The following is a 26,600-nucleotide window of genomic DNA, read 5'->3' on the forward strand; positions in this document are numbered from 1 at the left end:
AGGAACTAGAGTTAAAGCAATGACTGATTCAACCGCTCCACACGACGACGATGACGATGTAGTTGCGCGCGTGCTGGCCAGCGCCGAGAGCCGTTCGTCCGGCTACTCCCTCTTCGCCAGCGGATCGGCGCAAGCCCTGCAGGCCCGCCCGGCCGACGGCGGCTTCGACGGCGGCGACCACGACGGCGAACAGACCGAACGTGAAGACCGCAACGCCCTGCGCCGCGTCGGTGGACTCTCCACCGAACTGCAGGACGTCACCGAGGTCGAATACCGCCAGCTGCGCCTCGAGAACGTGGTGCTGATCGGGGTGTACTCCGCCCGCAGCCTGCTCGATGCCGAGAACTCCATGCGTGAACTCGCGGCCCTGGCCGAGACCGCCGGTGCCACCGTGCTCGACGGCCTGCTGCAGCGCCGCGCCACCCCCGACCCGAGCACCTACCTCGGCAAGGGCAAGGCCCTCGAACTGGCGTCCATCGTGGCGGCGCTCGGCGCCGACACCGTGATCGCCGACTCCGAACTGGCGCCCAGCCAGCGCCGTGCCCTGGAAGACGTGGTCAAGGTGAAGGTCATCGACCGCACCGCCGTGATCCTCGACATCTTCAGCCAGCACGCCAAGAGCCGGGAGGGCAAGGCGCAGGTCGAACTCGCCCAGCTCGCCTACCTGCTTCCCCGCCTGCGCGGCTGGGGTGACTCGATGTCCCGCCAGGCCGGTGGCCAGGTCGGTGGCGCCGGAGCCGGTATGGGATCCCGCGGACCCGGTGAGACGAAGATCGAACTCGACCGTCGCCGCATCCACACCCGGATGTCCCGGCTCAAGAAGCAGATGATCGAGATGAAGCCGGCCCGCGAGGCCAAGCGAGCCAACCGCAAGCGCAACGCGGTGCCGTCCGTGGCCATCGTCGGCTACACCAACGCCGGCAAGTCCAGCCTGCTGAACCGCATCACCAAGGCCGGCGTGCTGGTAGAGAACTCCCTCTTCGCGACCCTGGACGCCACCGTGCGCAAGTCCAGCACCGCGGATGGCCGGCTGTACACCTTCACCGACACCGTCGGCTTCGTGCGCAACCTGCCGCACCAGCTGGTGGAGGCCTTCCGCTCCACCCTCGAAGAGGTCGCCGACTCGGACGTCATCATCCACGTCGTCGACGCCTCCCACCCCGACCCGGCCAGCCAGCTGGCCACGGTTCGTGAGGTCATCGGCGAGGTCGGTGCCAGCGACATCCCGGAACTGGTCGTCTTCAACAAGAGCGACCTGGTCAGCGACGACGACCGGCTCGTGCTGCGGGGACTGTCCCCGCACGCGATCTTCGTGTCGGCCCGCTCCGGCGAGGGCATCGGCGCGGTCCTCGCCGCCGTCGAGACCATGCTGCCCAAGCCCGAGATCCGGCTTGACCTGCTGATTCCCTACGACCGCGGTGATCTCATCCCGATCCTGCACGGCCAGGGCAAGGTGCTTGCGCTCGACTACGCCGAGACCGGCACCCTCGTCACCGCGCTCGTTTCCCCCGGTATCGAAGCCCAGTTCACCCCGTTCGTGGTGGCCCCGGCGATCACCGCCTGACCCGTTCCACGCCGCTGGGCGGCACCCGCATCCGTCACCGGAGCGGGTGCCGCCCTTCGTTGTTCATGACTGGCCCAGTTTTGCTAGTGCGGGCACCCTCCGGACTAGCGAAAATGGGCCAGTCATTGTTGGAGAGGGGTGGATCCGCGACGGGTTTCGCCGCCGGAGGTAATATTCGGCCGTGCGACTGTGCCCCGGGATTGACCGGGGCTAGAGTCGTCTCAATCGTTGCCGGAACGCTCACCCTCCCGGCATGGAGCGACAGCCGAGCCCGGCATCCGCCCGCGAGGAGCTGCCTGGTTTGCCTGGCGGTCCGCGGCCGCCAGGCCGTTTTCTGTTGCAGTACCCATGCCGAATGAGGAACCATGACAGCGACCCCAGCACCGCCACCCGCGGATCCCGCCTGTCGGTACGGCACCCCGTTCTCGTTCGAGCTCTACCCGCCCAAAACGGGTGCCGCCGCGACCGCGCTGCACTCCACGATCGATACCCTGGCCGCCGCCGGACCGACGTTCATCTCGGTGACCTACGGAGCCAGCGGCTCCTCCCGCACCTCATCCCTGGACGTGCTGCGCTACATCCGCCAGGCCACCACGGTGGACCCGATGGCGCACCTCACCTGCGTCGGCTCCTCGCATGCGGAGGCGAGCAGCCTGATCCGCGAGTTCCTCGACGCCGGTGTGCGCAGCTTCCTCGCCCTCCGCGGCGACCCGCCGGCGGGCCTGACCGAGAATGACGCCTTCCTCGGCGACCTGCACTCCGCCGGTGAGCTGGTGCAGCTGATCCACCGGGTGCAGGCCGAACGGGTGCCGTACCAGGAGACCCCGATCCCCGGCCTGCCGCGCGCGCGCGCGGTGAAGACCGAACGCGAGCACGTGCGGATCGCCGTGGCCGCGTTCCCGAACGGCCACCCGCGTTCCCGCTCCACCGCGCAGGACATCGACACCTTGCTGGCCAAACAGGCCGCCGGCGCGAACCTGGCCATCACCCAGCTCTTCTTCCACGCCGACCACTACCTCAGCTTCATCCAGCGGGCCCGGGACGCCGGGGTGGAATTCCCGATCCTCCCCGGCATCATGCCCGTCACCAGCCCCGGCCGGCTGCGCCGCATCCTGGAACTGTCCGGTGAGGAGCTGCCCAGCGACCTCGCCATTCAGCTCGAGATCGAGCCGACGGCGGAGGGTCAGCGCGAGATCGGCATCGCCCACGCCGCCGCCCTCGCCGAGAAGCTCATCGCCGGCGGCGCTCCCGGCCTCCACCTCTACGCCTTCAACCAGCACGATACCGTGCTCGCCGTGCTCGACCGCGCCGGCGCCCTCGCCCCGGCAGAATCGGCCGTGTCCCGCTTCCCGTCCCCGATTCATCCCTCGACCAGTACCGCCAGTGTCAGCGCCGGTACTCCCTCCACGAAGGAGTCCTACTGATGACCACCACCGGCCCCGCCTTCCCCACCTTCCCCACCGGAACGATCCTCGGCTACCCCCGGATCGGGCGCCGCCGCGAGCTGAAGAAGGCCGTCGAGGCCTTCTGGGCGGGCACGATCACCGCCGCCGAACTCGAATCGGCCGCTGCCGCACTTCGCCGTGCCACCCGCGAACGCCTCGCGAGCCTCGGCCTGGGCCGCACCGACTCCTCGATTCCGGAGAGCTTCTCCTTCTACGACCAGGTGCTGGACGCCCAGGTCGCCGTAGGCGCCATCCCGGCCCGCTTCCAGGACCTCGTCGACGCCGACGGACACCTCGACCTGGCGGGCTACTTCACCCTGGCGCGCGGCGCCGGCGAGAACCTGCCCTTGGAGATGACCAAGTGGTTCGACTCCAACTACCACTACCTCGTGCCCGAAATCGGCCCGGAGACCAACTTCCACCTCGCCAGTGACCGCATTGTGCGGGAGTTCGAAGAGGCCCTCGCGGATGGCTTCCTCACCCGCCCGGTCCTCGTCGGCCCGGTCACCCTCCTGCTCCTGGCCAAGCCGAGCGAAGACGCGCCGGCCGGCTTCCACCCGCTCGACCGCCTCGCCGACCTCCTCCCGGTCTACGGGACCCTGATCGAACGCCTCGCCGCTGCGGGCGCCCAGTGGGTGCAGCTGGACGAGCCCGGCCTGGTCAGCGAGAGCATCGACATCCCCCGCGACCGGGCCCTCGCCGCCCTCGCCCAGGCTTACGGTGCCCTCGGCGGACTGGCCGCCCGGCCCGCGCTGTTCGTGGCCGCGCCCTACGGCAGCCTGGACGATGCCCTTCCCGTGCTGGCCGCCACCGCGGTCGAGGCCATCGGCCTGGACCTCGTGCGCGGCACCGTGCCCGCCGCCGTCCCCGGGCTGGCCGACGTCACCCTCGTCGCCGGCGTCATCGACGGGCACAACATCTGGCGCGGTGACCTCGCCGCCGCCTTCGACACCCTCGGCCGGCTCGGAGCCCTGAGCGAGCACATCGCGGTCTCCAGCTCCACCTCACTGCAGCACCTGCCGCACGACGTTGAGGACGAAACCAAGCTGGCCGCCGAGCTCGCCGGCTGGCTGGCCTTCGCCGACCAGAAGATCGGCCAGGTCGCCACCCTCGCCCGCGGGCTCACCGACGGCAAGGACGCTATCCAGGCCGAGCTGGACGCGGCCACCGCGTTGCTGGCCGAGCGCCGCGTCTCGCCCGGCGTGCGCGACGGTGCCGTGCGCGACCGACTCGCCACCCTCACGCCGGCCGACTACAGCCGCGGCGACTACGAGACCCGGCTCGCCGCCCAGTCAGCGGCACTGGACCTACCGCCGCTGCCGACGACCACCATCGGCTCGTTCCCGCAAACCGGTGACATCCGCCGGGCCCGCGCCCGCCTCGTCTCCGGCGAACTCGCCCCCGACGACTACCGCGACCTGATGCGCGCCGAGATCAGCCGCGTCGTGCAGCTGCAGGAAGACCTCGGCCTCGACGTGCTGGTGCACGGCGAACCCGAGCGCAACGACATGGTGCAGTACTTCGCCGAGAACCTCGACGGCTTCGCCGTCACCGAGAATGGCTGGGTGCAGTCCTACGGAAGCCGGTGCACCCGCCCGTCGATCCTCTGGGGCGACGTCTCACGGCCGGCGCCGATCACCGTGGAGTGGTCCAGCTACACCCAGACCCTCACCGCCAAGCCGGTCAAGGGCATGCTCACCGGACCGGTCACCATCCTCGCCTGGTCGTTCGTGCGCGATGACCAGCCGCTGGGGGAGACCGCCCGCCAGGTGGCCCTGGCGCTGCGCGACGAGATCGCCGACCTCGAGGCCGCCGGCATCCAGGTGGTGCAGGTTGACGAACCGGCCCTGCGCGAGTTGCTGCCGCTGAAGAAGAAGGACCACGCCGACTACCTGAACTGGTCGGTCGGCTCGTTCCGGCTCGCCACCGCCGGCGTCGCCGACGAGACCCAGATCCATACCCACCTCTGCTATTCCGAGTTCGGGGTCGTGATCGACGCGATCCGCAACCTGGACGCCGACGTCACAAGCATCGAGGCCGCCCGGTCGAAGATGGAGGTCGTGCAGGACATCCAGACCAGCGGGTTCGACCACGGCATCGGCCCGGGCGTCTACGACATCCACTCCCCACGGGTACCGGGCGTGGCGGAGATCACCGAACTGCTCGAGCGGGCACTCGAGTCGATTCCGGCCCGGCAGGTGTGGGTCAACCCCGACTGCGGCCTGAAGACCCGCGGGTACGCCGAGACCGTCGATTCACTGCGCAACATCGTCGACGCCACCCGGGCGGTGCGGGCGACGCTGGGCTAAGCCTCCCCGGCTCGGAAGCGCCGCTGAACGACAACAGGCCCGGTCCCCTCACGGGACCGGGCCTGTTCGTGGTTCAGGAGGCGTCTCAGACCGAGCGCAGCACCGCGACGACCTTGCCGAGCACCTCGGCGTAGTCGCCCAGGATCGGCTCGAAGTTGGTGTTGCGGGGGAGCAGCCAGGTGTGGCCGTCGCGCTGCCGCAGCACCTTCACGGTGGCCTCGCCGTCGAGCATGGCCGCGACGATCTCGCCGTTCTCCGCGGTCTTCTGCTGACGGATGACGACCCAGTCGCCGTCGCAGATGGCCGCGTCGATCATCGAGTCACCGACGACCTTGAGCATGAACAGTTCACCCTTGCCCACGAGCTGGCGGGGGAGCGGGAAGATCTCGTCGATCTGCTGGTCCGCCATGATCGGGATACCGGCGGCGATCCGGCCGACGAGCGGCACCATCGCCGCGTCGCCCACCTGAATGCCGGACTGGTAGTCGTCGGCAGCGCCCGGCGTGACGTCCTCACCGGACTGCGGCAGCTCGATGAGCACCTCGAGCGCGCGCGGCCGGTTCGGGTCGCGGCGCAGGTAGCCGCTCAACTCGAGCTGGTGCAGCTGATGGGTCACGCTCGACAGCGAGGACAGGCCGACGGCGTCGCCGATCTCCCGCATGCTCGGCGGATACCCGCGGTCGCGCACCGAGCGCTGGATAACGTCCATGATGGCGCGTTGTTTATCGCTCAGGCTCTTGCGGCGCCGCGTGGTGCCCTTGTCCCGAGGTGTGCTCTCCTGTGCCACGTTGTCGCTCCTCCTGGTTGGGTCTGAATGGTGCTTCCGACGATCTGCGTGACGCGTCAGAAGTGAATGTCGGTGGTGTCTGTTTGAGTACTGCTACCCGATCGAAACTGTAGCCAAACTGACAGCGATTACTAGACATGCATTCGAGTGTGTTGCGAAATTTCTTTTCATATTATCCGGAAACAGGGTTGATTGTTCGAACACTCGAAGATATATTCGGAACATAGATTCGCATCCGGCCCTCCCGGCCGAGGGCCGGATGCGTTACCAGGAGGTCTGACATGAGCGCAGCATATGCAGTGAAGCCCGGCACGATCGCCGACCGATCGGCTCGTTCCACCGGCCACGCCACGGCCACCGCCGCCACCGCGCCGCGAACGCACCTGCGGCTCACCCGCCGCGGACGCGTCGTGCTGACCACCCTCGCCGCCCTGCCCCTGGTCCTGGGGTCCATCGCCGTCGCCGTCAACGGCGGCGTCGCCGCGGCGGAGGGCACCGCGAACGTGGGCGCCGCCGCCTTCGAATACATCACCGTCGACGCCGGGCAGTCCCTCTGGGATCTGGCCCAGTCGATCGCACCCAAGCAGGACCCGCGTGACGTGATCGCCGACATCGTGAACCTCAACCAGCTGGCGTCCGAGTCCGTGCAGCCCGGCCAGCGTCTCGCCCTTCCCGCCGGCTACTGAGCCTCCCGGCAGAACTCCTGCCGACAGGGAGGCGGGGCGCCGCGCAACTAAGCTTGTTCGGGTGACCAGCCTCGACGACCTGCCCCTGCGTGCCAACCTCCGCGGAAAGATCCCCTACGGTGCACCGCAGCTGCACGTGCCGGTGGCGTTGAACGTCAACGAGAACACCCACCCGATCCCGCCGGCCGTCGCCGCCGACATCGCCCAGGCCCTCGCCGACGCGATCCTCACCGTGAACCGGTACCCCGACCGCGAGTTCACCCCGCTGCGTGACGCCCTCGCCGGTTACCTCGGCCACGGCCTCACCCGGGACAACATCTGGGCCGCGAACGGCTCCAACGAGGTGCTGCAGCAGGTGCTGCAGGCCTTCGGCGGTCCGGGCCGTTCCCTGCTCGGCTACGCGCCGACCTACTCGATGTACTCGATCCTCGCCTCCGGAACCGACACCGACTGGATCCCCGGCGGCCGCGACGCCGACTACGAGCTCTCGCCGGAGACGGCCGTGCGCTGGGTGAACGAGACGACCCCCGACATCGTCTTCCTCTGCTCCCCGAACAACCCCACCGGCACACCGCTGTCACTGGAGACCATCGCTGCCGTCTACGACGCCACCCCCGGCATCGTCGTCGTCGACGAGGCCTATGCCGAATTCGCCCCGGTCGGCACCGAGAGCGCCCTCAGCCTCCTCGCGGGCCGCCCGCGCCTGCTGGTGTCACGCACCATGAGTAAGGCCTTCGCGTTCGCGGGAGTACGGGTGGGCTACCTGGCCGCCGATGCGGCCGTCACGGATGCGCTCCGGCTGGTGCGGCTGCCCTACCACCTCTCCGCCCTCACCCAGGCGGCCGCCGTCGCCGCGCTCGCGCACACGGGCGAAATGCTCGCCATGGTGGACGACATCCGCGTGCAGCGCGACCGGATCGTGACGGAACTGACGGCACTCGGCTTCCGCCCGTTGCGCAGCGGCAGCAACTTCGTGTTGTTCGGGGGCGTGGCCGATCCGCGCGCGGTCTTCGAAGCCCTGCTCGCAGAAGGCATCCTGATCCGCGACATGGGCATCCCCGGCCACCTGCGCGTTTCGGCCGGCACCGAGGCCGAGACCAGCGCCTTCCTCGACGCCATCGCACGGCTTCGTCCGTCAGCCGAATAAACTAACGCCATGAGCAACGTCACGCCTTCGCCTCGCCGTGCCCACCTGCAGCGCGAAACGAGCGAATCGAGCATCGACCTCTCCATCGACCTGGACGGCACCGGGGTGAGCGACATCCACACCACCGTGCCGTTCTACGACCACCTGCTCACCGCGTTCGCGAAGCACTCCCTGACCGACCTCACCGTGCACGCCAAGGGCGACATCGAAATCGACGTACACCACACCGTCGAAGACATCGGCATCGTGCTCGGCCAGGCGATCAAGCAGGCCCTCGGTGACAAGTCCGGCATCTCCCGCTACGGCGACGCCCTCGTGCCGCTGGACGAAGCGCTCGTGCAGGCCGTCGTCGACATCTCCGGCCGGCCCTACCTCGTACACACCGGCGAACCGGCCGGCTTCGAATTCCACCTCATCGGCGGCCACTTCACCGGGTCGATGGTGCGGCACGTCTTCGAGGCCATCGCCTTCAACGCCGCCCTCACCGTGCACGTCACCGTCGTCGGCGGCCGCGACCCGCACCACATCGCCGAGGCCGAATTCAAGGCCTTCGCCCGCGCGTTCCGCCAGGCCAAGGCGTACGACGCCCTCGTGAGCGGCATCCCGTCCACCAAGGGCGCGCTATGACCAAGGTGGTCGTGCTCGACTACGGCACCGGAAACGTGCACTCCGCCGTCAAGGCGCTGGAGCTGGCCGGCGCGGACGTCACCCTCACCGGTGACCGCAAGCTCGCGCTCGAGGCCGACGGACTCCTCGTGCCCGGCGTCGGCGCGTTCAGCGCGGTGATGGCCGCCCTGAACGAGGCCCACGGCGGTGACATCATCGACAAGCGTCTCTCCGGCGGGCGCCCGGTGATGGGCATCTGCGTGGGCATGCAGGTCATGTTCGAGCACGGCGTCGAACGCGGCACCGACACCGAGGGACTCGGCGAATGGCCCGGCACGGTGACCGCGCTGCCCGCCCCGGTGTTGCCGCACATGGGCTGGAACACCGTCACGCCCGACCCGGATTCCGTCCTGTTCCGGGGCCTCGAGGAGGAACGGTTCTACTTCGTGCACTCCTATGCCGCCCAGGACTGGACGCTCGACGTGATGCCGCCATTCCCGGTTCCCCGCCTCACTTGGGCCGAGCACGGCGGCCGGTTCCTCGCGGCCGTCGAAAACGGTCCGCTGTCGGCCACCCAATTCCACCCCGAGAAGAGCGGCGACGCCGGCATCCGCCTGCTGTCGAACTGGCTCGGCACCCTCCGCGACTAGTCTTCCCACCCGCGGCCGCCGCGCGCTGCCGCACAATCACGAAAAAGGCACCCCCATGACCGAGTTCAACAAGACCCCGAAACTGGTCCTCCTCCCGGCCGTCGACGTTGCGGGCGGCAAAGCCGTGCGCCTGACCCAGGGCGAGGCCGGCACCGAGACCAACTACGGCGACCCGATGGATGCCGCGCTCGACTGGGCGAACCAGGGCGCCGAGTGGATCCACCTCGTCGACCTCGACGCGGCGTTCGGTCGTGGCAACAACACCGGTGTGCTCAAGAAGGTCATCAAGCAGCTGCGCGGCGTGAACGTGGAACTCTCCGGCGGCATCCGCGACGACCGGTCGCTCGAGGCGGCACTGGGCACCGGCGTCAAACGCATCAACCTGGGCACCGCCGCGCTGGAGAACCCGGAGTGGGCCGCCAGCGTGATCGCGCAGTACGGCGACTCCATCGCCGTCGGCCTGGACGTGCGCGGCACCACCCTCGCCGCCCGCGGCTGGACCAAGGACGGCGGCGACCTGTGGACGGTGCTCGAGCGCCTCGAAGAGGCCGGCTGCACCCGCTATGTCGTCACCGACGTCACCAAGGACGGCACCCTCAAGGGACCGAACATCGAACTGCTGCGCGAGGTCATGGAGCGCACCCACCGGCCCGTGATCGCATCCGGCGGCATCGCCAGCCTCGATGACATCGCCGCCCTGCGCGAGCTGGTGCCCCTCGGCCTGGAAGGCGCGATCGTGGGCAAGGCCCTCTACGCCGGCGCCTTCACCCTCGCCGAGGCGCTGGATGTCTCCGGCGCGTAACCTCGGCTCCACCGGCCGCCCGGACGAACCGGGCGCCGGCACCGAGGATTCAGCGGCGAACGCCGCTGCCGACTCCGCCGGCCAGCCCTGGGCGGGCCGGTCGGTCGAGCACACCGAGTTCGATGACGACGACGGCCTGGCACCACCGGCCCTGCTCGACGCGCTCGCCCGGTTCCGGGCCAGGGAGCTGGGGGAGGAGGGCGTCATCGACGCCCTCCGTTCCGCGCGCCTGCTGATCCCGTTGGTCACCGCGCTCGGCGACGACGGCGCGGCCGCGGAGCTCGGTGCGCACGGCCTGCGGATCGACAAGACCCAGGAACTCTCCATCATCACCGTCGCCGGGCCCGACGGCCGGGCCGTGCTGCCGGTGTTCTCCTCGGCCGCCGCCATGCGGGCCTGGAACCCCGACGCCCGGCCCGTTCCCGCCGACGCCGTGCGGGTGGCCCTCGCGGCAGCGCAGGAGAACACCGACCTCGTGGTGCTCGACCCCACCGCCGACACCGAGTTCGTGGTGCGCCGCCCCGCACTGTGGGCCATCGCGCAGGACACCCCATGGACCCCGAGCTACGCTAGCCGCCAGGTCGCGGCCGCCTTCGAGGAATCCATCACAACGGAACTGGCCGCGCTGTCGGTGAACCTGTCCGCCGGCGACCCGCAGTCCCGGCTGGCCGGCCCGGAGCTGATCGTGCGTCTCGAACTCGCCGACGGCCTCAGCCGCGCCGACCTCGACGCCACCCTCGCCCGGCTCGCCGCCCGCTGGGCCGCCGACGACGTGATCGCCACCGGAGTCGACTCCCTGCGCGTGCAGCTCGTCGCCTCCGCCTAACCCCGCCCAACTGTTCCCCGTGCGGACAATTGCACCCGGCACACCGGGACCATTTGTCCGCAGCGGGAACAGTTGCGGGCGGATGGCCGTGGCAATGTCGGGGGTATCGGCGAGGATGGACAGGTGACCCAGATCCTGCAGCGCCTCTCCCCGGCCACCCGCACGTGGTTCTCCGGAGCATTCAGCGCGCCCACCGAGGCGCAGCTCGGCGCCTGGGATGCCATCTCCCGCGGATCGCACACCCTCGTCGTCGCCCCCACCGGGTCGGGCAAAACCCTGGCGGCGTTCCTCTGGGCGCTCGACCGCCTCTACTCCGCATCCACGGATGCCGCCGCAACCGGCCCCGCAAAGACGGGCACCGGCGCCTCCGCCCCGACCGGCACCCGGGTGCTCTACATCTCCCCGCTAAAGGCGCTCGGCGTCGACGTGGAACGCAACCTGCGCGCCCCGCTGGTGGGCATCGGCCAGGCCGCGGAACGCCTCGGCCTGCCCCCGGTGCACGTCAGCGTCGGGGTACGGAGCGGTGACACCCCGGCCGCCGACCGCCGCGCGCTCGTGAAGACGCCGCCCGAGATCCTGATCACCACGCCGGAGTCGCTCTTCCTCATGCTCACCTCCGCCGCCCGGGAGTCGCTGCGGGGCGTGGACACCATCATCATCGACGAGATCCACGCCGTCGCGGCGAGCAAACGCGGCGCGCACCTGGCCGTGTCGCTTGAACGCCTGGACGCCCTGCTCGCCAAACCGGCCCAACGCATCGGCCTGTCCGCCACCGTGCGGCCGGCCTCCGAAGTCGCCCGGTTCCTCGGCGGCGTCGCTCCGGTGGAGATCGTGGCGCCCAAGAATGAGAAACGGTTCGACCTGCGCGTGGTCGTCCCCGTGGACGACATGACCCAACTCGGCGCGGTACCCGCACCCGAGGGCGCCACCTCGGCGGCTGCCCCGCAGACCGGGTCGATCTGGCCGCACGTCGAAGAGGCCATTGTCGACGCCGTGCTCGCCCACTCCTCCTCGATCGTGTTCGCCAACTCCCGGCGCCTGGCCGAGCGGCTCACCGCGCGGTTCAACGAGATCTATTCCGACCGGCTCGCCGCCGCCGACGAGTCCGAACTGGTGCTGGCGGGCGGCCCGGATGCCGCTGGCGCCGCATCCGCCGCGGCCCGCCTCGCGCCCGCCCCACCCCGCCCGCCCGCCGAACTGATGGGCGGCAGCGGCCAGAGCGAGGGCGCCGAGGCGCTGCTCGCCCGCGCCCACCACGGCTCGGTCAGCAAGGAACAGCGGGCCATGATCGAGGACGACCTCAAGACCGGCCGGCTGCGCTGCGTCGTCGCCACGTCGAGCCTCGAACTCGGCATCGACATGGGCGAGGTCGACCTGGTCGTGCAGGTGGAATCCCCGCCGTCGGTGGCCAGCGGCCTGCAGCGCGTCGGCCGGGCCGGCCACCAGGTCGGCGAGGTCTCCCGCGGCATCATCTTCCCCAAGCACCGCGCCGACCTCATCCACGCCACCGTCGCCGCCGAGCGGATGGTCTCGGGCATGATCGAGTCGCTGCAGGTTCCCGCGAACCCGCTCGACATCCTCGCCCAGCAGACCGTCGCGGCCGTCGCGCTGGAACCCATCGACGCCGAGGAATGGTTCGACGCCGTGCGCCGCAGCGCCCCGTTCGCCACCCTGCCCCGCTCGGCCTACGAGGCCACCCTCGACCTGCTCGCCGGTCGCTACCCGTCCGACCAGTTCGCGGAACTCCGCCCCCGCATCATCTGGGACCGTGACACCGGGCTACTCACCGGCCGGCCGGGCGCCCAGCGCCTCGCCGTCACGAGCGGCGGCACCATCCCCGACCGCGGCCTGTTCGGCGTCTTCATGGTGGGCGGCGACTCGGCCACCGGCCGCCGGGTCGGCGAACTCGACGAGGAAATGGTCTACGAGTCCCGCGTCGGCGACGTTTTCGCCCTCGGCGCCACGAGTTGGCGCATCCAGGAGATCACCCACGACCGGGTGCTCGTCACCCCGGCGTTCGGTGAGCCGGGCCGGCTTCCGTTCTGGAAGGGTGACGGGCTGGGCCGGCCCGCCGAGCTCGGCGCCGCCATCGGGGCGTTCCTCCGCGAAATTTCGGCGCTCACGCCCGCGAAGGCCCGCGCCCGCTGCTCCGCCGTCGGCCTCGACGACAGGGCGGTGACCAACCTGCTGGTCTTCCTCGACGAACAGCGCGCCGCGACCCGCTACCTGCCCACCGATCAGACCCTCGTAGTCGAGCGGTTCCGTGACGAGCTCGGCGACTGGCGGGTGATTCTGCACTCACCGTTCGGCCTCACCGTCCACGCGCCCTGGGCCCTCGCGGTGGGCGCGCGGGTGCGGGAACGGTTCGGCATCGACGGCGCCTGCGTCGCGAGCGACGACGGCATCGTGGTGCGCATCCCCGACACCGAGGCCGAACCGCCCGGCGCCGACCTGTTCGTCTTCGACCCTGACGAACTGGAACAACTCGTCACCGACGAGGTCGGCGGCTCCGCCCTGTTCGCCTCCCGGTTCCGGGAGTGCGCGGCCCGCGCGCTGCTGCTGCCCCGGTACCGGCCGGGCAGCCGGTCGCCGCTCTGGCAGCAACGCCAGAAGGCGTCGCAGCTGCTCGACGTGGCCCGCGAGTACCCGACGTTCCCGATCATCCTCGAGACCATCCGCGAGTGCCTGCAGGATGTCTACGACCTGCCCGCCCTGGTGGCACTTGCCAAGCAGGTGGCCAGCCGCGCCATCCGTCTGGTGGAGACCAGCACCGACTCCGCCAGCCCGTTCGCCAATGCCCTGCTGTTCGGTTACGTCGCCGCGTTCATGTACGAGGGCGACTCACCGCTGGCCGAACGCCGCGCCACCGCCCTGTCGATCGACTCCGGCCTGCTCGCCGAACTGCTCGGACGGGTGGAACTGCGCGAGCTCCTCGACCCCGTTGTGATCGACCGGACCGACGCCGAACTGCAGCGCCTCGCCCACGATCGGCGCGCCAAGGGCGTGGAGGGTGTCGCGGATCTGCTCCGCGGCCTCGGCCCGCTCACCGTGACCGAGGTCGCCGAACGGCTCCAAGCCGCCGGCGACACGTCCGGTGACGCCGCCGGGACCGGGCCCGACGCATCCGGCTCAGACGCATCGGCGTCGGACACCGAGGCCCCTGCTCTCCCCAGTGTCAGCGCAGACGAAGCCCGCGCGCACCTCGACACGCTCACGACGACCCGCCGCGCCCTCAAAGTGGGCATTGCCGGCGAGGAACGTTGGGCGGTGATCGAAGACGCCGGTCGCCTGCGCGACGCGCTTGGCGTGCCGCTGGCCCCGGGCATACCCGAGGCATTCACCGAGAGCGTGAAGGACCCGCTCGGCGACCTGGTCAGCCGGTACGCGCGCACGCACGGCCCGTTCACCACGGCGGATGTCGCCGCCCGGTTCGGCTTCGGCACCGCCATCGCCCTGGGCGCCCTGCGCCGGCTGGCGGATGCCCGGCGCATCGTCGAAGGGGAATTCCGCCCGCACGGCAGCGGCAGTGAATGGTGCGACGCGGAGGTGCTGCGGCGCTTGCGGCGGCGATCGCTCGCGGCGCTCCGCCACGAGGTCGAGCCCGTCGACCAGGCCACCCTCGGCCGGTTCCTGCCGGCCTGGCAGCACGTGGGCGGCAAACTGCGCGGCATCGACGGCGTCGTGTCGGTCATCGAGCAGCTCGAGGGCGCGCGCATCCCGGCCTCCGCCTGGGAGACGCTGATCCTGCCTGCACGCGTGTCCGACTACAACCCGGGCATGCTCGACGAGCTCACCAACGCCGGCGAGGTGCTCTGGGCCGGCGCCGGAACGCTGGCCGGCAACGACGGCTGGGTGAGCCTGCACCTCAGCGACACCGCCCCGCTCACCCTGCCCGTGCCCACCGAGTTGGAGACCACCCCGCTGCAACGAGAGATCCTGGCCACGCTGGGCGGGGGAGGCGGGTACTTCTTCCGCCAGCTGGCGGAATCGGTCGGCAGCCAGGACGACGGTGAACTCGTCGACGCGCTCTGGGACCTGGTCTGGTCCGGCCTGGTGAGCAACGACACCTTCGCGCCGGTGCGGTCGCTGGTGTCCGGCGGCAAGACGGCGCACTCCACCCGCCGCGCGGCTCCCCGGGCCCGGTTGCACCGCGGCCGCGCCCTGCCCCGTCCCAGCCTGCCCAGCCGGCAGGGCCCGCCCACGGTGTCCGGCCGCTGGTCGATCGTGCCCGTCGCCGATACGTCGGCCACCCGCCGGGCGCACGCCCTGGGCGAGACCATGCTCGAACGCTACGGCGTCGTCACCCGCGGCGCCGTGATGGGCGAGAACGTGCTCGGCGGGTTCGCCCTGGTCTACAAGACCCTCAGCGGGTTCGAGGAGATGGGCCGCTGCCGCCGGGGCTACTTCGTGGAGGGACTCGGGGCCTCCCAGTTCGCGACCGCCGGCACCATCGACCGGATGCGCGGCTACGTCGACCAGCGCGAGCGCGCCGAACGCGGCGACCGGTCGGTGGCGACCGCGGTCACGCTGGCCGCCACCGACCCGGCCAACCCGTACGGCGCCGTGCTGCCCTGGCCGGCCCTGCCCGAGGGCACCGGGCATCGGCCCGGTCGCAAGGCCGGCGGCCTCGTGGTGCTCGTCGACGGGCACCTGGTGCTCTATGTGGAACGCGGCGGCAAGTCGATGCTGGTGTTCGACCCGGCTGCCGGGACTCCCGACGCCGGCGTTCAAACCGATGAGACCGGTGCCGATTCCAGCGCCGGAGCGACCGCGCCCACGACGCCGGCACGTTCGGCGCCGGCGGGCACGCCCCGGGAGGCGCCGTCCGAGACGGTTCTGGCCGCCACCCGGTCGCTGGCCGCGACGGTCACCAGCGGGCGGGTGCCCAAGCTCGCCGTCGAGAACGTCAACGGTGAGTTCGTACTCGGCACCACCGTCGGCGACGCCCTGCGCACCGCCGGGTTCACCGAGACGCCGCGGGGGCTGAGGCTCAGTGCCTGAGGGCGATACCGTCTACCGCAGCGCCCGCAGCCTCGATGAGGCGCTGCACGGAGCAACGCTGACCCGATGCGACGTCCGGGTGCCGGCGTTCGCCACCGTGGACCTCACCGGCCAGGTGGTGCACGAGGTGATCAGCCGCGGCAAGCACCTGGTGGCGCACGTGGGGGAGACCAGCATCCACTCGCACCTGAAAATGGAGGGCAGCTGGCATCTCTACCGGCACGGCACGACGTGGCGCCGGCCCGCGTTCCAGGCCCGCATCGTGCTTGAAACCAGCGACTGGGTGGCCGTGGGATTCGAACTGGGCACCCTGGAGCTCTTCCCCACCACGGAGGACGAACAGCATCTCGGCTACCTGGGGCCCGACCTGCTCGGGCCCGACTGGGATGCCGCGGAGGCCGTGCGGCGACTCACCGAGGCGGGGGAGCGGCCGGTGGCGGTCGCCCTCGGCGACCAACGCAACCTGGCCGGACTCGGCAACGTGTACGTCAACGAACTGTGCTTCCTGCGCGGGCTGCTGCCTACCCGGCCGATGGCGGAGGTCGGCGATCCGGCCGGGCTCGTGGCGCTCGGTCACCGGCTGATCCACGCGAACCGGGACCGCAACGAACGCACCACCACCGGCAATCTGCGGCGGGGGATGGGCACGTTCGTCTACGGGCGGGAACGGCAGCCGTGCCGGCGCTGCGGCACGCGCATCCGCTCGGGCCAGCTCGGCCGCAGCGAACTCGAACAGCGGGTCACCTACTGGTGCCCGCGCTGCCAAACCTGACCGCAACTGTTCCCCGTGCGGACAAATGGTCCCGGCACACCGGGACCATTTGTCCGTATTGGGAACAGTTAGTTGACGGGGCCGGTGAACTTTTCGCCGGGGCCCTGGCCGATCGGGTCGGGGATGGCGGAGGCCTCACGGAACGCGAGCTGCAGGGAGCGCAGGCCGTCGCGGAGGCTGCGCGCGTGCATGTCCGAGATGTCGGGGGCGGATGCCGTGATCAGGCCGGCGAGGGCGGTGATCAACTTGCGCGCCTCATCCAGGTCGATCTGCGTCTCGGGGTCGTCGGCGAGGCCCACCTTGACCGCCGAGGCGCTCATCAGGTGCACCGCCGCGGTCGTGATGATCTCCACGGCCGCCACATCCGCGATGTCCCTCGTCGCCTGGCTGGACTGGTCCTGGTCGTAATTGTCGCTCACTGGTTTCCTCTGCTATGCTTACCCGGGCTCCGAGATGAAAGTCTCGGTACGAAAGTGGATAATCTCCCACCCGCGCTTGACCGCTTCATAAAGGTTACCGGGTAGTTTGCACTCCGCCGTCGCTTGCTGGTTTCCAGCTTGCACGGTAGATAGGGTGCCGTACGTGGTTGATGAGTAATGGAACTAGGAAAAGTTTCAGAACTCAGGAATGGCGCGCGCGATTATCTCCTCTTCGTCTCCGGACGACATCCGTTGTCAGGCTGTAGCCACGATGCTTGAGTAGAGGAGAGACGCATCAGCGATCCCCGTACAAATGACCGTATCCGCGTCCCCGAAGTCCGTCTCGTTGGTCCCAACGGCGAACAGGTTGGGGTCGTGGCGATTGATGTCGCCCTGCGCCTGGCACAGGAGGCTGACCTCGATCTGGTCGAAGTAGCCCCCACGTCCAAGCCGCCGGTCGCGAAGATCATGGATTACGGCAAGTTCAAGTACGAAGCTGCGCAGAAGGCCAAAGAAGCCCGGCGCAACCAGGCGAACACGATCCTCAAAGAGGTTCGTTTCCGTCTCAAGATTGATAAGCACGACTACGAGACCAAGCGCAAGCGCGCCGAAGGCTTCCTGAAGGCCGGCGACAAGGTCAAGGCCATGATTCTGTTCCGTGGCCGTGAACAGTCCCGTCCCGACCAGGGTGTACGTCTGCTTCAGAGATTTGCCGAGGATGTTGCGGAGTTCGGTTCGGTTGAATCGAGCCCGACCATCGACGGTCGAAACATGGTCATGGTGATTGGCCCGCTGAAGAACAAATCAGAGGCCAAGGCAGAGGCCAATGCACATAGAGCTGCTGACAAAGCAGCCAAACAGGAGGAAAAGAATGCCTAAGCAGAAGACCCACTCTGGGACAAAGAAGCGTTTCAAGGTCACTGGCTCCGGCAAGATCATGAAGCAGCAGGCCGGACTTCGTCACAACCTCGAGGTCAAGAGCACGCAGCACAAGTCCCGCCTGAACCAGGACCAGGTTCTCGCCAAGGCCGACGTCAAGGCCATCAAGAAGCTTCTCGGCCACTAGGCCCCGTACCCCTAAAGGAATTAGAAAATGGCAAGAGTAAAGAGGGCCGTCAACGCCCACAAGAAGCGTCGCGTCATCCTTGAGCGCGCTGCCGGTTACCGCGGACAGCGTTCACGCCTGTACCGCAAGGCCAAGGAGCAGGTCACTCACTCCCTCGTCTACAGCTACCGTGACCGTCGCGCCCGCAAGGGTGACTTCCGTCGCCTGTGGATCCAGCGCATCAACGCTGCGTCCCGTGCGAACGGCCTGACCTACAACCGCCTGATCCAGGGCCTCGCCCTTGCCGGCATCCAGGTTGACCGTCGCATCCTCGCCGACCTCGCCGTCACCGAGCCCGCCACCTTCGCGGCCATCGTTGAGAGCGCCAAGGCAGCACTGCCCTCCGACACCTCCGCACCCAAGGTTGTCGCAGCGAAGTAGATCCACCTGCATGTCCAACGGGAGCGGTCGCCACTGGCGGTCGCTCCCGTTTTGCATGCCCGGCGGGGCATTCTCCGCCCGGCATGCACGGCACCTAAACTGGGAGCATGCTAGATAACCCCCGATCTCCTCGCGTGCGTGCCGTCGCGAAACTTGCGAACCGAGCCGCCCGCTCCGAGACGGGACTGTTCCTCCTCGAGGGCCCGCAGGCCGTCTCCGAAGCCCTCACCTTCCGTCCCGAACTCGTCGTCGAGCTGTACGCGACCCCCACCGCCCTGGAGCGTTACACCGACATCGCCGATGCGGCCGTCGCGGCCGGCGTCGATGTGGAGTTCGTCACCGAGCAGGTGCTCGAGACGATGGCCGACACCGTCACCCCGCAGGGCTTCGTCGCCGTCTGCCACCAGTTCCCCACCTCGATCAAGAAGATCTTCGCCAACGAGCCCAAGCTCATCGCGATCCTCGAAGAGGTCCGCGACCCGGGCAACGCCGGCACCATCATCCGCGCAGCGGATGCCGCCGGCGCGGACGCCGTGATCTTCACCGGCCGCAGCGTCGACCTGTACAACCCCAAGGTGGTGCGCTCCTCCACCGGGTCGATCTTCCACCTGCCCGTCGCCGTGGGCGTCACACTGGCCGATGTGCGGGAGCGCGCGAAGTTCGCCGACATGCAGATCCTCGCCGCCGACATCAAGGGCGACGACCTGCTCGAGGCCCGCAACAGCGGCCTGCTCGCCGGTCCCACCGCCTGGCTGTTCGGCAATGAGGCCCGCGGTCTCACCGAGGAAGACCTGGCCATGGCCGACAAGGCGATCAGCGTTCCGATCTACGGCCACGCCGAATCGATGAACCTCGCCACGGCCGCATCCGTCTGCCTCTACGAGAGCGCGTTCTCCCAGCGGGCTTAGCATCTTTCCCGGTCGGGCGTCTATTACGTTTGGGTTACCGACCGGGTTAAAGCCGGGCCAAAGGTGGTCTGTCTGGCACCTCCGGGCCTAAGTTGGGGGGTATGGAGCCAACAGACACATCACCGGCGACGTCCAACATCACAGTGCGCCGGGGGGAACCCCTGGTCGTCATGACAGACGTCAACAAGAACTACGGGGACCTGCACGTTCTGAAGAACATCAACGCCACGGTCAACCGCGGCGAGGTGGTCGTGGTCATCGGCCCGAGCGGCTCGGGCAAGTCCACCCTCTGTCGTGCGATCAACCGGCTCGAGACCATCGACAACGGTTCGATCACCATCGACGGCAAAGAGCTGCCGGCCGAGGGCAAGGCCCTCGCCCAGCTGCGAGCCGACGTGGGCATGGTGTTCCAGGCGTTCAACCTGTTCGCTCACAAGACCGTGCTGCAGAACGTGACGCTTGGTCCGATCAAGGTGCGCGGCATGAGCAAGGCCGACGCCGAGACGAAGGCCATGGCCCTGCTCGAACGTGTCGGTGTGGCCAACCAGGCCCAGAAGATGCCCTCCCAGCTCTCCGGCGGCCAGCAGCAGCGCGTGGCCATCGCCCGGGCGCTGGCGATGGACCCGAAGCTGATCCTGCTCGACGAGCCCACCAGCGCGCTCGACCCCGAGATGATCAACGAGGTGCTCGAGGTCATGGTCGACCTCGCCAACGAGGGCATGACGATGATCGTCGTCACCCACGAGATGGGCTTCGCCCGTCGCGCCGCCGACCGGGTCATCTTCATGGCCGAAGGCGACATCGTCGAGGAGACGACCCCGGAGAAGTTCTTCACGAACCCCCAGAGCACGAGAGCGAAAGACTTCCTCTCCAAAATACTTGCCCACTAACTGGTCGGCGAGACACACAGCACACAGGAGGAAACCATGAGACGCAACAAGGGTCTAATGATCTCTGCCATCGCTCTGGTCGGCGCGTTCGCGCTGACCGGCTGCACCGACTCCGGCGCAGGCACGCCGACGGCGGCACCCGTTGAGGAAGACGTCACGTTCGAGGAAGGCACCACGATGGCCGCCCTCAACGAGGCCGGCGAAATCACCATCGGCACCAAGTTCGACCAGCCCCTCTTCGGTCTCAAGGGCCCGGATGGCAACCCGGTCGGCTTCGACGTGGAAATCGGCAAGCTCATCGCCGCGAAGCTCGGCATTGAGGCGTCGGGCATCACCTGGACCGAGACCGTCTCCGCCAACCGCGAGCCGTTCATCCAGAACGGTGACGTCGACCTGGTCGTCGCCACCTACACGATCAACGACGCCCGCAAGGAAGTTGTCTCGTTCGCCGGACCGTACTACGAAGCCGGACAGGACCTCCTCGTCCTCGCGGGCAACGAGGCGAAGATCACCGGACCCGATGACCTCGCCGACAAGAGCGTCTGCACCGTGAGCGGATCGACGTCGGAGAAGAACATCGCCGCGTACACGACCAACATCATCGCCACTGACACGTACTCCAACTGCCTGGGCCCGCTGCGCAGCGGCGAGGTCGACGCTGTCACCACTGACAACGTGATCCTGGCCGGCCTCGCCGACCAGAACGCCGGCGAGTTCGAGGTTGTCGGCAACCCGTTCACCAAGGAGCCCTACGGCATCGGCCTGGCCAAGGACGACACCGAGTTCCGCGACTTCATCAACGACGTGCTCGAAGAGTCCTACGAGGACGGCACCTGGGCCGAGGCCTGGGAGGCCACCGCGGGCTCCGTGCTCGAGACGCCGGAACCGCCGGCGGTCGACCGCTACTAAGCACCACCGCACAACCGATCGGGGTGGCCGCACCGGCCACCCCGATCGGCAGTTTCACCTAAAACCTGACCAACCGAAGACCAACACATAAGAGGAGGTGAGTCTTGGACGCAGTATTCGAAAACCTGCCGCTCTTTCTGGAAGGCTTCAAGAACACGCTCGGTTTGCTGATTTTCTCCGGCATCGGCGCGCTTGTGCTGGGCACCATCGTCGCCGGCCTGAGGATCTCGCCCATCGCGTCCTTCCGCGCCTTCGCGACGGTGTACACCGAGATCGTGCGCAACACCCCGCTCACCCTCGTACTGTTCTTCTGCGCGTTCCTGCTGCCGTACCTGCAGTTCTCGCCCCCGTTCTTCGTGCTGGCCCTGATCGGCCTCACCGTCTACACCTCACCGTTCGTCGCGGAAGCGCTTCGTTCCGGCATCAACGGCGTTCCCGTCGGCCAGGCCGAGGCAGCCCGCAGCGTCGGCCTCACCTTCGGCCAGTCGCTGAGCTACGTGATCATGCCGCAGGCCGTGCGGATGGTGATTCCTCCGCTGATCAACGTCCTCATCGCTCTCACCAAGAACACCTCCGTCGCGGGCGCGTTCTTCGTCTTCGAACTGTTCGGTGCCGGCCGCCGAGTGGTCAACGATCGAGGCGATGCCGTCATCGCGATCCTGGCCGCCGTCGCGTTCTTCTACCTGATCATCACCATCACCCTCGGGCAGATCGCTGCCCGGGTGGAAAAGAAAGTGGCGGTGCTGCGATGAGTTCGGTCCTCTACGACGCCCCCGGGCCCAGGGCTCGCGCACGGTCCCGTGTCATCTCCGTTGTCGGCGTTGTGCTGCTGCTGGCGATCCTGGTGTGGCTGATCCTGGCGATGGGAGCACCGAAGGCGAGCGCCAATGGCGCCGTGCAGCCTGGCCTGTGGGATGCGACCCGCTGGGACGTCTTCACCGACGTCCAGGTCTGGCGTTCCATCTGGGGAGGTGTGCTCGCAACCCTCAAGATGGCCGGCGTCGCGGCAGTGCTCGCCCTGATCATCGGAGTGCTGTTCTCGTTCGGTCGCACGGCCGACCACAAGGCCATCCGGATTCCCACCGCGATCATCCTCGAATTCGTCCGCGGCATGCCCGTGCTGCTGATGATTCTGTTCATCCTGCTCGTCTTCTCCACCGGGGCATACTGGGCCGGTGTTTCCGCTCTCGCCGTTTACAACGGCGCGATCATCGGTGAAGCACTGCGCGCGGGCATCCAGTCGTTGCCGCGCGGGCAGCGTGAGGCCGGTCTCGCCATCGGGCTCACCCCGCTGTCGACGCGCCTCCGGATCGAATTCCCCCAGGCGTTCCGGCAGATGCTGCCCATCATCATCGCCCAGCTGGTGGTGCTGCTCAAGGACACGTCGCTGGCGTTCGTGGTGGGCTACAGCGAGCTGCTCCGGGTGGGTGTCAAGAACCTGCCCGACTTCTTCGGCAACCGCTACGCATTCTCCTTCTTCCTCGTGGTGCTGGCGATCTACCTGGCGATGAACCTCTCGCTGTCCTGGCTGGCCCGCATCATCGCTCGTCGCTCCGGCCCGAAGGCCGGCAAGGCAGCGGCCGCGCCGGAACCGATGCCCGACGTGTCGATGAGCGCCGGCGCCGGCGCCGGTGGTGGAGAGTCCGGCCGCTGACCCGCGGACGTTGTGCCCGGCCGCCGCCCACCGGCGGCCGGGCACTAAACTTGGGTCTCGTGTCTGCCCCCACTGAAATAACCGAACCCGTCGTCACCGCGGCCGTCGACGCCGCACTCGCGGCCATCGCCGCCGCCGCTGACTCCGCCGCCCTCAAGGCCGTGCGCTCGGCGCACGTCGGCGAGGCGTCGCCGCTGGCCGCGCTGAACGCCCTGATGCGCAGCGTGCCCGGCGACCAGAAGGCCGCCGCCGGCAAGCTCGTCGGCCAGGCCCGCGCCCGGGTCAACCAGGCGCTGAGCGCCCGCGAAGCCGCGATCGTCGAAGCCGAGGCCACCGCCCAGCTCGCCGCCGAAGCCGTGGACGTCACCGCCGCGGCCTCCACCTGGCGGGCCGGCGCCCGGCATCCGCTCACCCTGCTGCAGGAACGCGTCTCCGACGTGTTCGTCGGCATGGGCTGGGAGGTTGCGGAGGGACCGGAGCTCGAGAGCGAATGGTTCAACTTCGACGCGCTCAACTTCGACGAGGACCACCCCGCCCGGGCCATGCAGGACACCTTCTTCATCGACCCGCCCGAGGCGCACCTGGTGCTGCGCACCCACACCTCGCCGGTGCAGCTGCGCTCCCTGCTCGCCTCCGAGCCGCCCGTGTACCGCATCGCGCCCGGCCGGGTGTACCGCACCGACGAGCTCGACGCGACGCACACCCCGGTGTTCCACCAGATCGAGGGCATCGCCGTGGACAAGGGCCTCACCATGGCCCACCTGCGCGGCACCCTCGACCACTTCGTCAAGGCCCTGTTCGGCGAAGAGGCGAAGGTGCGCCTGCGTCCCAACTACTTCCCGTTCACCGAGCCCAGCGCCGAGCTCGACCTCTGGCACCCGACCTTCAAGGACGGCGCCCGCTGGATCGAGTGGGGCGGCTGCGGCATGGTCAACGCCAATGTGCTGCGCTCCGCGGGGATCGACCCCGAGGTCTACTCCGGATTCGCGTTCGGCGTCGGCGTCGAACGAGCACTGATGTTCCGCAACGATGTGAAGGATATGCACGACATGGTCGAAGGCGACGTTCGGTTCAGCCAGCAGTACGGGATGACCGTCTGATGCGCGTTCCCCTGAGCTGGCTCGGCGAATTCGTCGACCTCGAACCCGGCACCACCCCCGAAGCCGTGCACGCCGCCCTGGTAAGCGTCGGGCTGGAAGAAGAAGAGATCCACCGCTTCGAACTGACCGGCCCCATCGTGGTCGGTCAGGTCCTCGAATTCGTCGGTGAGGTGCAGACCAACGGCAAGACCATCAACTGGTGCCAGGTGCGGGTGGCCGCGGATGGCGAACTCGCCGCCGACGGCGGCCCCGCCATCCACGGCATCGTCTGTGGCGCGCATAACTTCGTCGTCGGCGACAAGGTCGTCGTGACCCTGCCCGGCGCCGTGCTGCCCGGCCCGTTCCCGATCGCACCGCGCAAGACCTACGGCCACGTCTCCGACGGCATGATCGCGTCGGCCCGTGAGCTCGGCCTCGGCGACGAGCACGCCGGCATCCTGGTGCTCGGCGACCTCGGCCTCGACCCCGAGGTCGGTACGGATGCGATCAGCCTGCTGGGACTGGACGACTCCGCCGTGGAGATCAACGTCACCCCCGACCGCGGCTACGCCTTCTCCATCCGCGGCGTGGCCCGCGAGTACTCGCACGCCACCGGCGCGACCTTCCGCGACCCGGCCCTCGCCGTCACAGCGACCCCGTCCACCGAGGTGTTCCCCGTCTCGATCGACGACCAGTCGCCCATCCGCTCCCGCATCGGCGCGAGCGTCTTCGTCACCCGCGTCGTCCGCGGCGTCGACCCCAGCAAGCCGTCACCGGCCTGGCTGATCGCCCGGCTCAAGCTGGCCGGCATCCGCTCGATCTCGCTGATCGTGGACATCACCAACTACGTGATGATCGAACTCGGCCAGCCGATCCACGGCTACGACCTCGACAAGCTCACCGGCGGCCTCACCGTGCGCCGTGCGCAGCCCGGCGAGAAGCTCGTCACCCTCGACGACGCCACCCGCACGCTGAACCCGGAAGACCTGCTGATCACCGACGATTCCGGCCCCATCGGCCTGGCCGGCGTGATGGGCGGAGCGACCACCGAAATCGGCGACGGCACCACCAACGTGCTGATCGAGGCCGCGAACTTCGACCCGGTATCGATCGCCCGCACCGCCCGCCGGCACAAGCTGCCCAGCGAGGCGTCCCGCCGGTTCGAACGCGGCGTCGACCCCGAGGTCGCCCCGGTGGCCGCCGCCCGCGTGGTGCAGCTGCTCGAGGAACTCGCCGGGGGAGTGGCCGACGGACTCGGCTCGCTGCACGACGCCACCCCGGAGCGCGCCCCGATCGACCTGCCCACCGGCTTCGTCTCCGGCCTGATCGGCCTGGAGTACACCCGCGAGGAGGTGCGCACCTCGCTCGCCGAGATCGGCGCATCCATGGCGGAGACCGACACCGGCCTTGCCGTCACCGCGCCGAGCTGGCGCCCCGACCTCACCGACAAGTGGACCCTCGCCGAGGAGGTCGCCCGCATCGTCGGGTACGACCGTATTCCGTCGGTGCTGCCCGTCGCCCCGCCCGGCCGTGGCCTGACCCGCACCCAGCAGCTCAAGCGCTCGGTCGCGACCGTGCTCGCCGCGACCGGCCACACCGAGGTGCTGGCCTACCCGTTCGTCGCCGAGAAGGCCAACAACCTGTTCGGCCACCCGACCAGCACGACGGTTCCGCAGATCAAGGTGGCCAACCCGCTCGACGGGGAGGCGCCGTTCATGCGCACCTCGATGCTGCCCGGTCTGCTGCAGATCGCGCATCGCAACCTGTCCCGCGGTTCGACCGACCTGGCGATCTTCGAACTGGGCTCGGTATTCCGCCCGGTGGAGGGCGTGAGCTACGGCAGCGCCATCGTGCCGCCCGCCGCGGTGCGCCCCAGCAGCGAGCTCGAGGCGAAACTGAACGCGGGCATCCCGCCGCAGCCGTTCACCGCCGGCATCGTTCTGCTCGGCAACACCGTGCGGCACCAGCCCGGCCAGACGCCCATCGCGGCGTCCTGGCAGGACGCCCTCACCGCCGTCGCGCAGATCGGCCTCGCCGTCGGCCTGCCGATCCTCGTGCGCCAGGGCACCCACCAGGCCATGCACCCCGGCCGCACCGCCGAACTGTTCGTAGCGACGGATGCCGGCGAGACGTCGGTGGGCTTCGCGGGCGAACTGCTGCCCGCCGTGGCCCGCGGCGCCGACCTGCCGGCCGTTGTCGCCGTGGTCGAGCTCAACCTGTCCGCGGTCTTCGACCAGGTGACCGGGGAGCTGCAGGCCACCGTCATCGGCACCAAGCCCGCCGCCACCCAGGACCTCTCCCTCGTCGTCGACGCCCAGGTCCCGGCCAGCGCCGTGCTCGAGGCCGTGCGTCAGGGCAGCGGAGCGCTGCTGGAGCGCATCGACCTGGTCGACGACTACCGCGGCACGGGTATCGAGGCCGGGCAGAAGTCGCTGACCTTCGCCCTGCGCTTCCGCGCCCCGGATCGCACCCTCACCGCGGCCGAGGCCAGCGACGCCAAGCTGGCCGGCGTGCAGCTCGCCGCCGCCCGTTTCGGCGCGCACCTGCGCGAGTAACCCACCGCCGAGTTGCCCCGTTCCGGACGAGTTGCCCCCGCAGAGCGGGGCAACTCGTCCGCAGCGGGGCAATTCGCGATTCTTGAGCGGCCGCGGCAGGCGAGT

General features: G+C 69.1%; 23 protein-coding genes. 21 read left to right on the forward strand and 2 right to left on the reverse strand.

Translation table 11 applies throughout. The features are described 5' to 3' along the window. Positions 1–19: 19 nt before the first annotated feature. From hflX to metE, 3 genes are all read left to right on the forward strand, one after another. Positions 20–1,564 carry a GTPase HflX gene (gene hflX, locus ACU5E9_RS19750; protein WP_456811582.1) on the forward strand — a complete coding sequence of 515 codons (1,545 nt, stop codon included), beginning with the start codon at positions 20–22 and terminating at the stop codon, positions 1,562–1,564. 365 nt (positions 1,565–1,929) lie between these two features. Continuing rightward, positions 1,930–2,988, forward strand: a complete 1,059-nt coding sequence (locus ACU5E9_RS19755; protein ID WP_456811583.1) for a methylenetetrahydrofolate reductase — start codon at positions 1,930–1,932, stop codon at positions 2,986–2,988. Beyond that, complete coding sequence (gene metE / locus ACU5E9_RS19760) at positions 2,988–5,318, forward strand: 5-methyltetrahydropteroyltriglutamate--homocysteine S-methyltransferase (protein WP_456811584.1); 2,331 nt, start codon at positions 2,988–2,990, stop codon at positions 5,316–5,318. The genes ACU5E9_RS19755 and metE overlap by 1 nt, the downstream gene beginning before the upstream one ends. Before the next feature lie 85 nt (positions 5,319–5,403). Here metE and lexA read toward each other — a convergent pair whose 3' ends face one another. After that, positions 5,404–6,105 carry a transcriptional repressor LexA gene (gene lexA, locus ACU5E9_RS19765; protein ID WP_456811585.1) on the reverse strand — a complete coding sequence of 234 codons (702 nt, stop codon included), beginning with the start codon at positions 6,103–6,105 and terminating at the stop codon, positions 5,404–5,406. Between the two features lie 281 nt (positions 6,106–6,386). On the opposite strand from lexA, the gene ACU5E9_RS19770 reads away from it, so the two are divergent. The 8 genes from ACU5E9_RS19770 (at position 6,387) to ACU5E9_RS19805 (ending at position 16,595) form a co-directional block, all read left to right on the forward strand. Continuing rightward, positions 6,387–6,791 (forward strand): LysM peptidoglycan-binding domain-containing protein, encoded by a 405-nt coding sequence (locus tag ACU5E9_RS19770; protein ID WP_456811586.1) that lies wholly within the window; start codon positions 6,387–6,389, stop codon positions 6,789–6,791. 61 nt (positions 6,792–6,852) lie between these two features. Next, positions 6,853–7,938: a histidinol-phosphate transaminase gene (locus tag ACU5E9_RS19775; protein WP_456811587.1), complete on the forward strand. Its 1,086-nt coding sequence runs from the start codon at positions 6,853–6,855 to the stop codon at positions 7,936–7,938. A 9-nt stretch (positions 7,939–7,947) separates the two neighbouring features. Further along, entirely contained in the window at positions 7,948–8,565 is a 618-nt protein-coding gene (hisB, locus tag ACU5E9_RS19780) for an imidazoleglycerol-phosphate dehydratase HisB (protein ID WP_456811588.1), read from the forward strand. Continuing rightward, positions 8,562–9,194 (forward strand): imidazole glycerol phosphate synthase subunit HisH, encoded by a 633-nt coding sequence (gene hisH, locus ACU5E9_RS19785; protein WP_456811589.1) that lies wholly within the window; start codon positions 8,562–8,564, stop codon positions 9,192–9,194. Before hisB ends, hisH begins: the two co-directional genes overlap by 4 nt. Before the next feature lie 55 nt (positions 9,195–9,249). Beyond that, the gene (priA, locus tag ACU5E9_RS19790; RefSeq protein ID WP_456811590.1) at positions 9,250–9,996 is read left to right on the forward strand and encodes a bifunctional 1-(5-phosphoribosyl)-5-((5-phosphoribosylamino)methylideneamino)imidazole-4-carboxamide isomerase/phosphoribosylanthranilate isomerase PriA; all 747 of its coding nucleotides are present in this window, start codon (positions 9,250–9,252) and stop codon (positions 9,994–9,996) included. Further along, a complete protein-coding gene (locus ACU5E9_RS19795; RefSeq protein ID WP_456811591.1) occupies positions 9,980–10,822 on the forward strand; it encodes an SseB family protein in 843 nt (280 codons plus the stop codon). Before priA ends, ACU5E9_RS19795 begins: the two co-directional genes overlap by 17 nt. A 123-nt stretch (positions 10,823–10,945) precedes the next feature. Beyond that, positions 10,946–15,823 (forward strand): Lhr family ATP-dependent helicase, encoded by a 4,878-nt coding sequence (locus tag ACU5E9_RS19800; protein ID WP_456811592.1) that lies wholly within the window; start codon positions 10,946–10,948, stop codon positions 15,821–15,823. Then, positions 15,816–16,595, forward strand: a complete 780-nt coding sequence (locus tag ACU5E9_RS19805; RefSeq protein ID WP_456811593.1) for a DNA-formamidopyrimidine glycosylase family protein — start codon at positions 15,816–15,818, stop codon at positions 16,593–16,595. Before ACU5E9_RS19800 ends, ACU5E9_RS19805 begins: the two co-directional genes overlap by 8 nt. A gap of 68 nt (positions 16,596–16,663) precedes the next feature. On the opposite strand, the gene ACU5E9_RS19810 is transcribed toward ACU5E9_RS19805, so the two are convergent. Then, positions 16,664–17,014: a DUF1844 domain-containing protein gene (locus tag ACU5E9_RS19810; protein ID WP_265399094.1), complete on the reverse strand. Its 351-nt coding sequence runs from the start codon at positions 17,012–17,014 to the stop codon at positions 16,664–16,666. A gap of 294 nt (positions 17,015–17,308) precedes the next feature. Here ACU5E9_RS19810 and infC point away from each other — a divergent pair, with 294 nt between their 5' ends. The 10 genes from infC (at position 17,309) to pheT (ending at position 26,495) form a co-directional block, all read left to right on the forward strand. Beyond that, positions 17,309–17,893 carry a translation initiation factor IF-3 gene (gene infC / locus ACU5E9_RS19815; protein ID WP_084020755.1) on the forward strand — a complete coding sequence of 195 codons (585 nt, stop codon included), beginning with the start codon at positions 17,309–17,311 and terminating at the stop codon, positions 17,891–17,893. Next, positions 17,886–18,080, forward strand: coding sequence for a 50S ribosomal protein L35 (rpmI, locus tag ACU5E9_RS19820; RefSeq protein WP_110126261.1), 195 nt, complete (start codon positions 17,886–17,888; stop codon positions 18,078–18,080). Before infC ends, rpmI begins: the two co-directional genes overlap by 8 nt. Positions 18,081–18,107: 27 nt before the next feature. After that, the gene (gene rplT, locus ACU5E9_RS19825; RefSeq protein ID WP_456811594.1) at positions 18,108–18,500 is read left to right on the forward strand and encodes a 50S ribosomal protein L20; all 393 of its coding nucleotides are present in this window, start codon (positions 18,108–18,110) and stop codon (positions 18,498–18,500) included. A 107-nt stretch (positions 18,501–18,607) separates the two neighbouring features. Further along, on the forward strand, positions 18,608–19,408 hold the full coding sequence (locus ACU5E9_RS19830; RefSeq protein WP_456811595.1) for a TrmH family RNA methyltransferase: 801 nt from the start codon (positions 18,608–18,610) through the stop codon (positions 19,406–19,408). A 161-nt stretch (positions 19,409–19,569) separates the two neighbouring features. Continuing rightward, positions 19,570–20,298, forward strand: a complete 729-nt coding sequence (locus ACU5E9_RS19835) for an amino acid ABC transporter ATP-binding protein (RefSeq protein ID WP_456813586.1) — start codon at positions 19,570–19,572, stop codon at positions 20,296–20,298. Between the two features lie 57 nt (positions 20,299–20,355). Then, the gene (locus ACU5E9_RS19840; protein WP_456811596.1) at positions 20,356–21,207 is read left to right on the forward strand and encodes a glutamate ABC transporter substrate-binding protein; all 852 of its coding nucleotides are present in this window, start codon (positions 20,356–20,358) and stop codon (positions 21,205–21,207) included. Between the two features lie 104 nt (positions 21,208–21,311). Next, the gene (locus ACU5E9_RS19845) at positions 21,312–21,959 is read left to right on the forward strand and encodes an amino acid ABC transporter permease (protein WP_297374223.1); all 648 of its coding nucleotides are present in this window, start codon (positions 21,312–21,314) and stop codon (positions 21,957–21,959) included. Then, on the forward strand, positions 21,956–22,861 hold the full coding sequence (locus ACU5E9_RS19850) for an amino acid ABC transporter permease (RefSeq protein ID WP_456811597.1): 906 nt from the start codon (positions 21,956–21,958) through the stop codon (positions 22,859–22,861). Before ACU5E9_RS19845 ends, ACU5E9_RS19850 begins: the two co-directional genes overlap by 4 nt. 59 nt (positions 22,862–22,920) lie before the next feature. Beyond that, positions 22,921–23,961, forward strand: coding sequence for a phenylalanine--tRNA ligase subunit alpha (gene pheS / locus ACU5E9_RS19855; RefSeq protein ID WP_456811598.1), 1,041 nt, complete (start codon positions 22,921–22,923; stop codon positions 23,959–23,961). Next, the gene (pheT, locus tag ACU5E9_RS19860) at positions 23,961–26,495 is read left to right on the forward strand and encodes a phenylalanine--tRNA ligase subunit beta (RefSeq protein WP_456811599.1); all 2,535 of its coding nucleotides are present in this window, start codon (positions 23,961–23,963) and stop codon (positions 26,493–26,495) included. Before pheS ends, pheT begins: the two co-directional genes overlap by 1 nt. The last annotated feature ends 105 nt before the right edge of the window (positions 26,496–26,600 follow it).

Source organism: Cryobacterium sp. AP23, from assembly GCF_054075385.1.